We start from the raw sequence: 13,255 nt of genomic DNA, 5'->3' as shown, positions 1-13,255 counted from the left end.
GGCCTCATCGCTGGCAAGCCAGCTCCCACATGGGGAGTGCATGACTCAATGTTTTTGTTTGGCCTGAAAAAGGAAATTCTTCATGGGCCCATGGCTCGATAGCATCACCGGCTGGCTGACCGCCAACCCACAATGGCTGGGCCTGGCGATTGTCATCGTCGCCTGCCTCGAATGCCTGGCCATCGTCGGGAGCATCGTGCCAGGCACGGTCACGCTGTTCGCCATCGCCGTGCTGGCCGGCAGCGGCGCCCTGCCCCTGGGCGAAACCCTGCTGCTGGGGTTCATCGGTGGTTTGCTGGGCGATGTGATCTCCTACACCCTGGGCCGCCGTTTCCACCAGAACATCCGGCGCCTGCCCGGCCTGCGCAGTCACCCGCAGTGGATCGGCGGCGCCGAAAGCTATTTCCAGCGCTACGGCATCGCCAGCCTGCTGGTCGGACGGTTTATCGGCCCCCTGCGCCCGATGCTGCCCATGATCGCGGGCATGTGCGACATGCCGTTTCCGCGCTTTATCGGCGTCAGCCTGATCGCCGGCGCCGGCTGGTCGGTGGTCTACCTGCTGCCGGGCTGGGCCACCGGCGCGGCTATCCGCCTGCCCTTGCCTGAAGGGTTCTGGTCACAGGCCGCCGTGGTCGCCCTCGGGCTCGTCGCCCTGATCGGGCTGTGCATCCATTGCAGCGTGAAGCGTCACCCCAAAACCACACTGCTGATTTCAGGCTTGAGCCTGGCGTTGCTGGTCAGCCTGTTTATCGGCTACCCGCACCTCAAGGCCTTCGACCAGGGCCTGATGGCGCTGGTCCAGGAACATCGCGACCAGGCACTGGACGTGGCAGCGGTGATCGCCACCCGCCTCGGCGATTTCCGTATCCAGTTCATCGTCGCCGGGACTCTGACCACCCTGCTGTTTCTCGCCCGCCAATGGCGTCACGGGCTGTTTTTCGGCGCCACCCTGGCGGTGACGGCGCTGGGCAACACCGCCGCCAAATACTTCTTCGCGCGGATCCGCCCGGAAGTGCTGTCCGAGCCGATCACCAGTTTCAGCATGCCCAGCGGCCACAGTTCGGGCTCGTTCGCGTTTTTCCTGATGCTGGCGATACTGGCCGGGCGCGAACAACCGCCAAGGATGCGCATGACCTGGCTATTGCTCGGCTGCCTGCCAGCACTAGCGGTAGCGTCATCACGGGTATACCTGGGCGCACACTGGCCCACCGACGTCCTGGCCGGCGCCCTGCTCGCCATCACGGTGCTCGCCGCCAGCCTGAGTCTCAGCGAGCGTTTCATGCCGCTACCGGCCATGCCCCCCAGGGCCTGGTGGCTGATCCTGCCGGCCGCAGTGGCGATCTATGGCTTTTATGCAATGTGGCATTTGCAGCATGCAATCGGCCGATATGCCTATTGAGGCGTTTCGGGGGGATCACTTTCCACGACTTCAAGATTGATGGCATAAAACCGGCCGTCTTCGCCCTGCACGACTTCATAGGTCACGGTGTCGCCGGCCTTCAACTTCGGCCCACCGTCGGCAACGGATTTCACGTGAAAGAAAAGCTCTCGTCCGTCCACATGCGCTGTGATCACGCCTACTCCGCCCCGGGCGGAGTCGTAACGTTCTTCGCCGTGCTTATCCATGATTGCTTATCCCAAAAAGGAAGACGCACGCCGTGGCGCCGAACTGAATAAGGTTCGGTCATCCAAGGGATACTTGGACAGCTGTTTCCACGCAGCAGAACCTCAAAGTATTTGAACTTCGTCCGCTTGCAGACCCTTTTGCCCCTGGGTAGTTTTAAAGCTCACTTTCTGCCCTTCAGCGAGACTTTTAAAACCACTGCCCTGGATGGCTCTGAAATGCACAAAAACATCTGCTGCCCCATCGTCCGGCGTGATAAACCCGAACCCTTTTGCATCATTGAACCACTTGACCGTACCTTTTCTGGGCCCGGAGTGCGACGAGGGTTCCTTGTGTTCCGTATGCTCTGACATTTCAAATTTTCCCAGTCACTGAATGACGAAAAGCTCGTCCGTGGACAACATTCGTCCTGCGAGCTTTCCATATTTCTGCCGTTCAATCCTGGATCCATTGCGCCTGTCGGCGCTACTGTCATTTCTGACAGGTTTTCAGATTATTTTTATATAACGGTTATTCCATGTCATTACATGGGCCCACTCAAGCAAACAACTCGCCTTGCAATTCGTCCAATAACACCTGAATCGCATCCAGGCGCTGTTGAGGATCATCCAGTTCCAACAGGTCGATCTTGTCCAACTCGGAAAACGGCAGCAGATAGGCCAACTGATTGGCCAACGATTGCTGCCCGGTCGCTTCGGCCCCCATGTTCAGGGCCGCGACCATCGGGTGTTCGGCCAGCGCCTTGAGCAGGGCCACCAAGTCTTCGTCCTCGTCCTGCAATGGCTGCTCGGGAACCTCATCCAGCCACTCGACCTCGGCGACCGTCAGTTGATCGCGTTGCAGCTCACTGCTCAGCACGCGGAAACGCCGGCCGCCTTCGACCCGAATGCCCAGCAAGCCGTTGTCCTGCTGCTGGAAATCGCGGATCAACGCTTCACAACCGACCAGGGCAAAGCCCTCCGGCGCATCGCCGACCTCCTGCCCCTCGAGAATGCAGACCACGCCAAAACCGCTGCCCTGTTTCATGCAGCGACTGATCATGTCCAGGTACCGCGCCTCGAAAATCTGCAAATCGAGGATACAACCGGGAAACAGCACGGTGTTCAGGGGAAACAACGCCAGGCTCATAACGATTTCCTTAAACCACCAAAGTTACCGCCAACGGCAGCAAGACTGCCGTGGCCACGCCCATCAGGCTCATCGCCAGCGCCGCGAAGGCGCCGCATTCTTCACTTTCCTGCAAGGCGACCGAGGTCCCCACCGCATGGGCGGTCATGCCCAGGGCCATGCCCCGGGCTTCCGCTGCATGCACACCCAACCGCGTCAGCAACCAGGGCCCGGCAATGGCGCCGATGACCCCGGTGATCAACACGAACACCGCCGCCAGCGCCGCGACGCCACCGATCTGCTCGGCCACCAGCATGGCGATGGGCGAAGTCACCGACTTGGGCAACAGGGTCATCAGGATCATGTGATCGGCCCCGAACAGCCAGCCCAGCAACACCCCCAGGCCTGTCGCCAGTATCCCGCCAATCACCAGCGTAGTAAAAATCGGCCAGAACAACTGCCGGATCCGCCGCAAGTTCAGGTACAGCGGCACGGCCAGCGCCACCGTGGCCGGTCCCAGCAGAATACCGAGAATCTCGGTGCTCTTGCGGTACTCGGCATACTCCAGGCCACAGAGCAACAGGATGGCGACCACCAGCACCATCGAGGCCAGGACCGGTTGCAGGAACACCCAGCGGGTCTTCTCGAAACCCGCCAGCACCAGTTGATAGGCGCCCAGGGTAATACCGATACCGAACAGCGGATGATGGATCACCGACGCCCAGGCCCCCTGCCAGTCGAAGTTCATGGTTACTCTCCGCGCCGGGCGTGGCGCTTGATCAGGGCGTTCATCAATACCCCGACGAACGCCATGGAGATCAACACCGACAACACCAGTGCCCCAGCAATCGCCCAGAAGTCCGCGGCGATCTGCCTGGCATAGACCATCACGCCCACCGCCGGCGGCACCAGCAACAGCGGCAGATAACGCAACAAACTGGAGGCCGCCTCACTCAACGGCGCACTGACTTCGCCACGCACCATCAGAAACCCCAGCAGGAACAACAGGCCGATAATCGGCCCCGGCAACACAGGCACACACAAATGATTGAGGGCGGTGCCGAGCAACTGAAACAGCACCAGCCAGGTCAGGCCGCGTAACAACATCCGAACTCTCCCCTGAAGATGCCAGCATTATAAGCACGCCCATATAGCGCCATTCACCAAAGGTAGGGTGCCTTGACCGGGCACATGTCCCATGATGATCTACAGTGGATGCCAAGGGCTGCAACCCGAGGCCCGATAACTCGATAGACCAAGGAGTGTGTCAATGCCCTATGTACCTGTAGCGCAGCTCAACGATTATGTCGGCAAGGAACTCGGACATTCCGAATGGCTCACCATCGACCAGGCGCGGATCAACCTGTTCGCCGAAGCTACCGGCGACTATCAGTTCATCCATGTCGACCCGGTCAAGGCCGCGCAAACCCCGTTCGGCAGTACCATCGCCCACGGTTTCCTGTCGCTGTCGCTGATTCCGAAACTGATGGAAGACATCTTCATCATGCCCGAAGGCCTGAAGATGGCGGTCAACTACGGCCTGGACAGCGTGCGCTTCATCCAGCCGGTGAAGGTCGACTCGCGGGTGCGTCTCAAGGTCGAACTGACCGAAGTCACCGAGAAGAAACCCGGCCAATGGCTGCTCAAGGCTACCGCTACACTGGAAATCGAAGGCCAGGAAAAACCCGCCTATATCGCTGAACCCCTGTCACTCTGCTTCGTCTGATACCCCGTACTCACGAAACAGAGTGCACTCTGTTTCGTGCAGGACACTGGACACGCCATATTGCTACGGCATACTCGGTCCCCTAATTATCCGGATCCCGTTATGCGCCCACTCGTACCCCTTGCTTTGACCCTGCTGCTCACCGCCTGCGGTGATGGCGAATCGCTATTGCCGCCGGACGCTCGTCTGCCGGACGGCGGTCGCTATCGCGGCGAAGTGATCAATGGGCTGCTGCAAGGCCAGGGTCGCATCGACTACCCCAGCGGCAGCTGGTACGCCGGCCAGTTCGACCATGGCCAGTGGCAAGGCGACGGCGAGTGGCACGGCAGCAATGGCGAGGTCTACAAGGGTCAGTTCCAGCAGGGCCTGTTCCACGGCCAGGGCACCTTGACCGTGCACGACAGCGTCTACACCGGTGGCTTCAAGCAGGGCCGGCGCGATGGCGAAGGCACGCTCAAAGAAGCCGGCATGACCTACCGCGGCGAATTCAAGGACGACCAGTACTCGGGCCTCGGCCATCTGGAACTGGAAGACGGCAGCCAATACCAGGGCGAGTTCGCCCACGGCAAGCCCAACGGCGAGGGGCAGCGCAGCGATGCCAACGGCAACCTGTTCACCGGCCACTTCGTCAACGGTCAACTGGAAGGGGTTGGCACCTTCAACAGCGCCGACGGCGACCAGTATGCCGGCGGTTTCAAGCGCAACCAGCTCAATGGCAAGGGCCGCTACGAAAATGCCGATGGCGATGTCTGGATCGGTGAATTCAAGGACGGCGTACTCAGCGGCAAGGGCCAACTGATCGGCGTCGACGGCAGCCACTATCGCGGCGAGTTCAGCGAGTGGCGCTTCAACGGCCAGGGGCATTTGACCCTGGGCGACGGCAGCGTCTATATCGGCGAATTCGCCAGCGACACCTATAACGGTCGTGGCAGCCTGACCCTGGCCGACGGCAGTGTGCAAAGCGGCACCTGGACCAACGGCCAGCGGGTCCGCGATGCCGACGGCAAGCTGCTGCCCGACCTGCTGGAGCTTGGCCTGCTGGCCCAGGGCCCGCTGCTGGACAAAGCCCTGGCCGCCGTGCCGGCCTCTACCCCGGCGATCGAACTCTACAGCCTGGTACTGGCCGGCGACGGCAAGCAAAGCGTATTCATGCGCGAGGCCGATTACGTCAACCAGATGCTCGCCACCCGCTTCGGCGCCTATGGCCAGATCAGCCTGGTGAACCATCGCGACCACCTGGGCGATCGGCCGATGGCCACCCGCGAGAACCTGCGCCGCGCCGCCCAGACCCTGGCCGAGCGCAGCGGGCCGGAAGACCTGATCTTCATCTACCTGACCAGTCATGGCACCCATGAACACGAGTTCGTGCTGGATCAGCCACGCCTGGAACTGGCCGACCTGCCGGCCGATGAACTGGCCTCGGCGCTGGCACCGCTGAAAAACCGCGACAAGGTCATCGTGATTTCCGCTTGTTACTCCGGCGGCTTCATCCCGGCGCTCAAGGATGAAAGAACCTTGATCATGACCGCGTCCCGCGAGGACCGGGTTTCCTTCGGCTGTTCCGAGGAAGCGGATTTCACCTATTTCGGTGACGCCCTGTTCGCCCAGGCGCTGAACCAGACCGACGACCTGCAGCAAGCCTTCGCCCTGGCCAAGGCCCATGTCGCCGAGCGCGAACAGGCGGATAATTTCGAGGCGTCGGAACCGCAGATCTGGGCCCCCAAGGGCGTGCTGGCACATTGGCAGGCGTTGCGTAAACAACAGGCACGAAAAGCGTTGCAAAGCGCTTCGCTAGACAGCAAGACTGCCAAGAGCAACTAAGCTGAACTGTATCAAGGGAGGTCTTTTATGTACTTGACGCCTCAGCATATCCTGCTCGCTGGAGCCACCGGCCTGACCGGTGAACATCTGCTTGACCGCCTGCTCAACGAGCCGACGGTTACCCGTGTACTGGCACCCTCGCGCCGACCGTTGGCCGAACATCCGCACCTGGAAAATCCGGTGGGCGATCCAGCGATTTTCCTGCCGCAGTTGAGTGGCCGCGTGGATCTGGCCATCTGCTGCCTGGGCACCACCATCAAGCTGGCGGGTTCCGAGGAAGCGTTTCGCGCCGTGGACCATGACATGGTCGTGGCCTTTGGCAAGCGCGCACGGGAAATGGGCGCGCGGCACCTGATCGTGGTCAGTGCCATCGATGCCGATCCAAAATCCAAGGTGTTCTACAGCCGGGTCAAGGGCGAGATGGAACAGTCACTGCGGGCGCAGAACTGGCCGCAGCTGACCATCGCCCGTCCTTCGTTGCTGCTGGGAGAGCGGGTCGAGCCGCGCCTGGCGGAACAGTTGGCGGCACCGCTGTCGAAACTGATTCCGGGGAAATATCGCGGTATCGAGGCCTGCCAGTTGGCGCGAGCGCTGTGGCGCCTGGCGCTGGAAGAGCAGGATGGGGTGCGGATTGTCGAGTCGGACGAATTGCGTCGGCTGGGCAAATAGCACCACCCTGCATGAAGAGCAATGGAATGCATACCCTGTGGGAGCGGTTGTCACTCGGTGCTACAACCCGCCCGTCGCCTGATACCCCACGCCCAATACCGTCAACACCGACAGCGGCAATAACAGCGTATCCAGCAACGCACTGGCAGGCAGATCCACCCCGGGATAACTCGGCGCCTCTGCCCCAAAGCGGTCATAAGCGCAACAACCACCCTGCAACGCATACAGATCCAGGCGCATCCCCGAATACACTATGGGTGCTCCGGCCTTGCCGGCGTCCAGGGTCCGCGCGGTCGCACAGCCGGCCAGTTGCAGCGCCAGCAGCAGGTACAGCAGCGGCCTACTCATCACTGCTCAAATGGTGTTCGCCCCAACGCGGCAGCATGTCCTGGGGGATATTCAACAGGTTGAGAATCCGCGCCACGACAAAATCCACCAGGTCATCGATGGTCTGCGGCTGATGATAAAAGCCCGGCGACGCCGGCAGGATGGTCACGCCCATATTCGACAGCTTGAGCATATGCTCCAGATGAATGCTCGAATACGGCGCCTCGCGCGGCACCAGGATCAACTGACGGCGCTCCTTGAGAGTGACATCCGCCGCCCGCTCGATCAGGTTGTTGCAGGCCCCCGTGGCAATCGCCGACAAAGTCCCGGTGGAACAGGGCACCACCACCATAGCCGCCGGCGCGCCGGAGCCCGAGGCCACCGGCGACATCCAGTCTTCCTTGCCATACACCCGGATCTGTCCGGCCGCCGCGCCGGTATATTCCGTGAGGAAAGCCTGCATCATCTGCGGCTTGGCCGGCAGCGCCACATCGGTCTCCGTGGCCATGACCAACTGCGCGGCCTTGGAGATCAGAAAATGCACCTCGCGGTCCTCGCGCACCAGGCAGTCGAGCAGGCGCAGGCCATAGGGCGCGCCGGAAGCGCCGGTCATCGCCAAAGTGATGCGTTCCGGTCCGTTGTTCATTGCAGCGCCTCGGCCAGTTTGCCGTGCAGGCCGCCGAAGCCGCCGTTGCTCATGATCACCACGTGGGTGCCGGGTTTGGCCTGGCTTTTCACCCGTTCGATAATGCCTTCCAGGGAATCGCTGACGATGGACGGCACCGAGCACAGCGCCGCGGTGGCACCCAGGTCCCAACCGAGATTGGCCGGCGCATACCAGATCACCTGATCGGCCTGGACCACGCTGTCCGGCAAACCATCACGGTGGGCACCGAGCTTCATCGAGTTGGAGCGCGGCTCGATAATGGCGATCAAGGGCGCGTCGCCGATTTTCTTGCGCAGGCCATCCAGGGTGGTGGCGATGGCCGTCGGGTGGTGGGCGAAGTCGTCGTAGATCGTCACGCCGTGGACCTCGGCGACCTTTTCCATCCGCCGCTTCACGCTCTTGAACACGCTGAGGGCGGCAATACCCATGGCCGGCACCACACCGACATGCCGCGCCGCCGCCAGGGTGGCCAGGGCATTGGCAACGTTGTGCTGGCCGGTGAGGTCCCACTCGACCGTGCCTTGGGCCACGCCTTCGAACATCACTTCAAAGCGCGAGCCGTCTTCACTGAGCAGCTTGACCTGCCACTGACCGCCGGCGCCGGTGGTCTGCACCGGGGTCCAGCAGCCCATTTCGATCACGCGCTGCAAGGCCGGCTCGGTGGTCGGGTGAATCACCAGGCCTTCGCTCGGGATGGTCCGCACCAGATGGTGGAATTGCCGCTCGATCGCCGCCAGGTCCGGGAAAATATCCGCGTGATCGAACTCCAGGTTGTTCAGGATCGCAGTGCGCGGGCGGTAGTGGACGAACTTGGAGCGCTTGTCGAAAAAGGCGCTGTCGTACTCATCGGCTTCGATCACGAAGAATGGCGTGCTGCCCAGGCGGGCCGATACCGAAAAGTTCTGCGGCACGCCGCCGATCAGGAACCCCGGGCTCATGCCGGCGTGCTCCAGCACCCAGGCCAGCATGCTGCTGGTGGTGGTCTTGCCGTGGGTGCCGGCCACGGCCAGGACCCAGCGGCCTTGCAGCACATGGTCCGCCAGCCACTGCGGGCCGGACACATAGGGCAGGCCCTTGTTCAAGACGTATTCGACCGCCGGATTGCCACGGGACATGGCATTGCCGATCACCACCAGGTCCGGGGCCGGATCGAGTTGTGCCGGATCGTAGCCCTGGGTCAGTTCAATGCCCTGGGCCTGGAGCTGGGTACTCATCGGTGGATAGACGTTGGCATCGGAACCGGTGACGTGATGGCCCAGTTCCTTGGCCAGCACGGCCATCGAACCCATGAACGTACCGCAGATACCCAGAATATGAATGTGCATAGTCGACCTCGTAAAACGTGGTCGCAGGTTAGCCCAGGGCGGGGGAAATCGCACCTGGTGTTTCAGGGTCTAGCGGGCGATCCCGTGCTTGCGCAGCTTGCGATACAGGGTGTTGCGGCTGACCCCCAGTTGCTCGGCCGTATGGGTCATGTGCCAGCGCTGCTGTTCCAGGGCATTGAGCAGGGCCAGGCGCTCGGCGTCTTCGAGGGGATGTCCGCACGGCTCATCAACCGCCACCGCGACCAGACTCGGCCGCGCCTGACGGATCAGCACCGGCAGGTCCTCAAGCCCGATCCGACCGTCCTCGCACAACGCCGCCAGCGTGCGCAACACCGTACGCATCTGCCGCACATTGCCTGGCCACTCGAATGCCAGCAGCGCCTGACGCGCGGCGGCGTCAATCAATACGGGTTGATCGCCAGCCTCCTCCGCCAGCAGGAAATCCAGCAACTGCGATTTATCGCAGCGCTCGCGCAGCGCCGGCAAGGCAACTTCCAGCCCATTGAGCCGGTAGTACAGATCCTCGCGGAAACTGCCATCGCCGACCCGCTCCATCAGGTTACGGTGCGTGGCGCTGATAATCCGTACATTGACCGCCTCCGGCTCGCCGCCGATGGGCACCACCTGGCGATCCTCCAGCACCCGCAGCAAGCGGGTCTGCAAGGCCAACGGCATATCACCAATCTCATCGAGAAACAGCGTGCCACCATCGGCCTGCTGCAGCTTGCCGCGCATGCCCTCCTTGCGCGCGCCGGTAAAACTGCCGCCGCGATAACCGAACAGTTCACTTTCGATCAGACTCTCGGGAATCGCCGCGCAGTTGAGGGCGACAAAGGCTTTCTCGGCACGCTGGCTGGCCTGGTGCACCGCCTTGGCGAAGGCCTCCTTGCCCGAACCGGTTTCGCCATTGATCAGCAAGGGCACATCGCGCTCGAAGACCCGTAGCGCCCGACGAAAATCCGTCTGCAAGGCCGGATCGCCCAGGCAGATGTTGGACGGCTTCGGCCGCTCCAGTGGTGCCGGGGTCGGCGCCAGCACCTTGGGCACGCTGCGTGGCTGACCGCGCAACACCGCGAACAGGGCACGGCCGTCACGGGTACGCAGTGGCCAACTGGCACTGGCCTGGGCACTGGCACGACCAAGCAGTTCATCCAGCGAGCAATCGAAGAACGCCTCCACCGGCTGGCCCAACAAACCGCTGCGCCCCTGCCCCAGCAGGTTCAGGGCACTCTGGTTGACGGCACTGATCCGACCTTCGCCGTCGAACGCCAACAACCCTTCGCTGAACAGCCCCACCGACTCGGCCTGCAAATGAAAACGCAGCAGCCAATGGTTGTCGTAATGCCGAAGGAAATAGCAGCTCTCGATCATCTTCGCCGAGAGATTGACCAGCGCCATGGTGTGGAACTGGCTCTGGCGCGACACGTCCGGACGGGCTGAGGACACGTCGAGCACCGCCATCAATTCGCCATGGGGATCGAAGACCGGGCTGGCGGAGCAGGTCAGGCCAGTGTGGCGGCCACGGAAATGTTCATCCTGATGGATGGTCAGGGACTGGCGCTCCACCAGACAGGTGCCAATGCCGTTGGTGCCTTCGCAGGCCTCGCTCCAGTCGGCGCCCAGCCAGAGGCCGGCGCGTTCGAATATCTTGCGTTCGGCGGGGGCAGTGACGCAATTGAGGATCACCCCGCGGGCGTCGGTGAGCAGCACCGCGTGACCGGCACCGGAGAGTTGCTGGTGCAGGCTGGTCATTTCATTACCGGCAATCTGCAGGACCTGACGCAGGTGCTCGCGGCTTTCCAGCAGGCGACCGTGTTCAAGCACGGTGGGCGCGATGCTCAGCGAGGGGTCGAGGTGATAGTCCTCCAGGCAGCGCAGCCAGGAGCGGGCAATGGACGGATCACTGCCGGGACCGCCCGGGAGGGCCTTGCCCTGGGTCACGGTCAGCACCTGCTGGGCATGGCGACTCAGATGGTTGTTCTGCATTTCTTATTATTCTCCCGACCTGTAGGTGCGGATGGATGACCAGCATCCTCCAGCGCCACGAGCAATGCAATCACCCCGCGACCGCCGAGTCACAGGCTGTGCCAATCACGGTACAAACTGTCACCCTGGCTGTGTCATCCCTGTTGCAACACCCCCGCCATCTGTCACCGGAGACACCCGGCAACCGCTCTGGAACCCGGACCTCGACGCACTGGCCCGACCTTTGCTCTACGCTTATGAAGCGCTCAAGCGCGTACTCCCTTATAAGCACAATAGCCAAGGAGACACACACCATGCGTTACGCCCACCCTGGTACTGCCGGCGCCATCGTTACGTTCAAGTCCAAGTACGGCAACTACATCAATGGCGAATTCGTCGCGCCTGTCGACGGCCAGTATTTCACCAACACCTCCCCGGTCAATGGCAAGGCCATTGCCGAATTCCCCCGTTCCAACGCCAAGGATATCGACAAGGCCCTCGACGCCGCCCATGCCGCCGCCGATGCCTGGGGCGCCACCTCGGTCCAGGCGCGCTCGCTGGCCCTGCTGAAAATCGCCGACCGTATCGAACAGAACCTCGAACTGCTGGCCATCACCGAAAGCTGGGACAACGGCAAGGCCGTGCGCGAAACCCTCAACGCCGACATCCCTCTGGCCGCTGACCATTTCCGTTACTTCGCCGGTTGCCTGCGGGCCCAGGAAGGCAGCGCCGCGGAAATCGACGGCAACACCGTGGCCTATCACATCCACGAACCCCTGGGCGTGGTCGGGCAGATCATCCCGTGGAACTTCCCGATCCTGATGGCCGCCTGGAAACTCGCTCCGGCCCTGGCCGCCGGCAACTGCGTGGTACTCAAGCCGGCCGAGCAGACCCCGCTGGGCATCACCGTGCTGATGGAACTGATCGGCGACCTGCTGCCACCTGGCGTGCTGAACGTGGTGCAAGGGTTCGGCAAAGAAGCCGGCGAAGCCCTGGCCACCAGCAAGCGCATCGCCAAGATCGCCTTTACCGGCTCGACTCCGGTCGGCTCGCACATCATGAAATGCGCGGCCGAGAACATCATCCCGTCCACCGTGGAGCTGGGCGGCAAGTCGCCGAACATCTTCTTCGCCGACATCATGAAAGCCGAGCCGAGCTTTATCGAAAAGGCCGCCGAAGGCCTGGTCCTGGCCTTCTTCAACCAGGGCGAAGTCTGTACCTGCCCATCCCGCGCCCTGATTGAAGAGTCGATCTACGACGAGTTCATGCAAGTGGTGATGAAGAAAGTCGAGCAGATCAAACGTGGCGACCCGCTGGACACCGACACCATGGTCGGCGCCCAGGCTTCCGAGCAGCAGTTCGACAAGATCCTCTCCTACCTGGAAATCGCCAAGCAGGAAGGCGCGCAGTTGCTGACCGGCGGCCAGGTGCAGAAGCTCGAAGGGGATCTGGCCACCGGCTATTACATCCAACCGACCCTGCTCAAGGGCACCAACAAGATGCGCGTGTTCCAGGAAGAAATCTTTGGCCCGGTGGTGAGCATCACCACCTTCAAGGACGAAGCCGAGGCCCTGGCGATTGCCAACGACACCGAGTTCGGTCTCGGTGCGGGCCTGTGGACCCGTGATATCAACCGCGCCTACCGCGTGGGCCGGGCGATCAAGGCCGGTCGCGTCTGGACCAACTGCTACCACCTGTACCCGGCGCATGCCGCGTTCGGCGGCTACAAGAAGTCCGGCGTGGGTCGCGAAACCCACAAAATGATGCTCGATCATTACCAGCAGACCAAGAACCTGCTGGTGAGCTATGACATCAATCCACTTGGGTTCTTCTAAACCCTGAGGCCGCCTTCGCGGGCAAGCCAGGCTCCTACAGGTTTCGTGTTGTACGCCCTCTCGGGTACGACACTACATTGTAGGAGCAGGGCTTGTCGGGGCGCCGAACCGCCGCGAAGAGGCCGTCACTGACACCCTGAAAATAACGCCTGGCCGCTCTGGCACGGGCTTTGCGTGCACGCTGTACCG

14 protein-coding genes are annotated in these 13,255 nt (G+C 62.2%); 5 read left to right on the top strand and 9 right to left on the bottom strand.

All coding sequences use genetic code 11. From position 1 onward, the window contains the following. Nucleotides 1-82 precede the first annotated feature (82 nt). On the top strand, nt 83-1,399 hold the full coding sequence (locus tag M5B42_RS20770; RefSeq protein WP_248746865.1) for a bifunctional DedA family/phosphatase PAP2 family protein: 1,317 nt from the start codon (nt 83-85) through the stop codon (nt 1,397-1,399). Here M5B42_RS20770 and M5B42_RS20765 read toward each other — a convergent pair. The 5 genes from M5B42_RS20765 to M5B42_RS20745 form a co-directional block, all read right to left on the bottom strand. Then, nucleotides 1,393-1,626: a cold shock domain-containing protein gene (locus tag M5B42_RS20765; protein ID WP_152741732.1), complete on the bottom strand. Its 234-nt coding sequence runs from the start codon at nt 1,624-1,626 to the stop codon at nt 1,393-1,395. The genes M5B42_RS20770 and M5B42_RS20765 overlap by 7 nt on opposite strands. 102 nt (nt 1,627-1,728) lie before the next feature. Continuing rightward, nucleotides 1,729-1,977 carry a cold-shock protein gene (locus M5B42_RS20760; RefSeq protein WP_152741731.1) on the bottom strand — a complete coding sequence of 83 codons (249 nt, stop codon included), beginning with the start codon at nt 1,975-1,977 and terminating at the stop codon, nt 1,729-1,731. Nucleotides 1,978-2,161: 184 nt separating this feature from the next. Beyond that, nucleotides 2,162-2,752: an LON peptidase substrate-binding domain-containing protein gene (locus M5B42_RS20755; RefSeq protein ID WP_103495802.1), complete on the bottom strand. Its 591-nt coding sequence runs from the start codon at nt 2,750-2,752 to the stop codon at nt 2,162-2,164. A gap of 10 nt (nt 2,753-2,762) precedes the next feature. After that, a complete protein-coding gene (locus M5B42_RS20750) occupies nt 2,763-3,479 on the bottom strand; it encodes an LrgB family protein (protein WP_103495801.1) in 717 nt (238 codons plus the stop codon). A 2-nt stretch (nt 3,480-3,481) separates the two neighbouring features. Next, nucleotides 3,482-3,838: a CidA/LrgA family protein gene (locus M5B42_RS20745; RefSeq protein WP_103495800.1), complete on the bottom strand. Its 357-nt coding sequence runs from the start codon at nt 3,836-3,838 to the stop codon at nt 3,482-3,484. A gap of 163 nt (nt 3,839-4,001) precedes the next feature. On the opposite strand from M5B42_RS20745, the gene M5B42_RS20740 reads away from it, so the two are divergent. From M5B42_RS20740 to M5B42_RS20730, 3 genes are all read left to right on the top strand, one after another. Further along, on the top strand, nt 4,002-4,457 hold the full coding sequence (locus M5B42_RS20740) for a MaoC family dehydratase (protein ID WP_103495799.1): 456 nt from the start codon (nt 4,002-4,004) through the stop codon (nt 4,455-4,457). 102 nt (nt 4,458-4,559) lie between these two features. Next, nucleotides 4,560-6,278, top strand: coding sequence for a C13 family peptidase (locus M5B42_RS20735; protein ID WP_103495798.1), 1,719 nt, complete (start codon nt 4,560-4,562; stop codon nt 6,276-6,278). A 27-nt stretch (nt 6,279-6,305) separates the two neighbouring features. Next, nucleotides 6,306-6,947, top strand: coding sequence for an NAD(P)H-binding protein (locus M5B42_RS20730; RefSeq protein ID WP_103495797.1), 642 nt, complete (start codon nt 6,306-6,308; stop codon nt 6,945-6,947). Between the two features lie 60 nt (nt 6,948-7,007). On the opposite strand, the gene M5B42_RS20725 is transcribed toward M5B42_RS20730, so the two are convergent. From M5B42_RS20725 to M5B42_RS20710, 4 genes are all read right to left on the bottom strand, one after another. Continuing rightward, on the bottom strand, nt 7,008-7,295 hold the full coding sequence (locus M5B42_RS20725; RefSeq protein ID WP_103495796.1) for a YceK/YidQ family lipoprotein: 288 nt from the start codon (nt 7,293-7,295) through the stop codon (nt 7,008-7,010). After that, a complete protein-coding gene (ubiX, locus tag M5B42_RS20720) occupies nt 7,288-7,920 on the bottom strand; it encodes a flavin prenyltransferase UbiX (protein WP_103495795.1) in 633 nt (210 codons plus the stop codon). The genes M5B42_RS20725 and ubiX overlap by 8 nt, the downstream gene beginning before the upstream one ends. After that, nucleotides 7,917-9,266, bottom strand: coding sequence for a UDP-N-acetylmuramate:L-alanyl-gamma-D-glutamyl-meso-diaminopimelate ligase (mpl, locus tag M5B42_RS20715; protein WP_248746864.1), 1,350 nt, complete (start codon nt 9,264-9,266; stop codon nt 7,917-7,919). The genes ubiX and mpl overlap by 4 nt, the downstream gene beginning before the upstream one ends. Before the next feature lie 69 nt (nt 9,267-9,335). Continuing rightward, complete coding sequence (locus M5B42_RS20710; protein WP_248746863.1) at nt 9,336-11,252, bottom strand: sigma-54-dependent Fis family transcriptional regulator; 1,917 nt, start codon at nt 11,250-11,252, stop codon at nt 9,336-9,338. A gap of 293 nt (nt 11,253-11,545) precedes the next feature. Between M5B42_RS20710 and M5B42_RS20705 the strand changes: the two genes are divergently transcribed. Continuing rightward, on the top strand, nt 11,546-13,066 hold the full coding sequence (locus tag M5B42_RS20705; RefSeq protein WP_103497281.1) for an aldehyde dehydrogenase family protein: 1,521 nt from the start codon (nt 11,546-11,548) through the stop codon (nt 13,064-13,066). The last annotated feature ends 189 nt before the right edge of the window (nt 13,067-13,255 follow it).

Source organism: Pseudomonas sp. MWU12-2037 (assembly GCF_023242345.1).
Classification (GTDB): Bacteria; Pseudomonadota; Gammaproteobacteria; order Pseudomonadales; family Pseudomonadaceae; genus Aquipseudomonas; species Aquipseudomonas gingeri_D.
The sequence above is the reverse complement of the archived record's forward strand: the minus strand, read 5'-3'. Positions and strand labels throughout refer to the sequence as shown.

Coding starts and splice junctions, on each gene's coding strand:
- M5B42_RS20740 (WP_103495799.1), top strand. CDS start 4,002: ATGCCCTATGTACCTGTAGCGCAGCTCAACGATTATGTCGGCAAGGAA.
- M5B42_RS20760 (WP_152741731.1), bottom strand. CDS start 1,977: ATGTCAGAGCATACGGAACACAAGGAACCCTCGTCGCACTCCGGGCCC.
- M5B42_RS20770 (WP_248746865.1), top strand. CDS start 83: ATGGGCCCATGGCTCGATAGCATCACCGGCTGGCTGACCGCCAACCCA.
- M5B42_RS20710 (WP_248746863.1), bottom strand. CDS start 11,252: ATGCAGAACAACCATCTGAGTCGCCATGCCCAGCAGGTGCTGACCGTG.
- M5B42_RS20725 (WP_103495796.1), bottom strand. CDS start 7,295: ATGAGTAGGCCGCTGCTGTACCTGCTGCTGGCGCTGCAACTGGCCGGC.
- M5B42_RS20735 (WP_103495798.1), top strand. CDS start 4,560: ATGCGCCCACTCGTACCCCTTGCTTTGACCCTGCTGCTCACCGCCTGC.
- M5B42_RS20750 (WP_103495801.1), bottom strand. CDS start 3,479: ATGAACTTCGACTGGCAGGGGGCCTGGGCGTCGGTGATCCATCATCCG.
- M5B42_RS20730 (WP_103495797.1), top strand. CDS start 6,306: ATGTACTTGACGCCTCAGCATATCCTGCTCGCTGGAGCCACCGGCCTG.
- M5B42_RS20705 (WP_103497281.1), top strand. CDS start 11,546: ATGCGTTACGCCCACCCTGGTACTGCCGGCGCCATCGTTACGTTCAAG.
- M5B42_RS20755 (WP_103495802.1), bottom strand. CDS start 2,752: ATGAGCCTGGCGTTGTTTCCCCTGAACACCGTGCTGTTTCCCGGTTGT.
- ubiX (WP_103495795.1), bottom strand. CDS start 7,920: ATGAACAACGGACCGGAACGCATCACTTTGGCGATGACCGGCGCTTCC.
- mpl (WP_248746864.1), bottom strand. CDS start 9,266: ATGCACATTCATATTCTGGGTATCTGCGGTACGTTCATGGGTTCGATG.
- M5B42_RS20765 (WP_152741732.1), bottom strand. CDS start 1,626: ATGGATAAGCACGGCGAAGAACGTTACGACTCCGCCCGGGGCGGAGTA.
- M5B42_RS20745 (WP_103495800.1), bottom strand. CDS start 3,838: ATGTTGTTACGCGGCCTGACCTGGCTGGTGCTGTTTCAGTTGCTCGGC.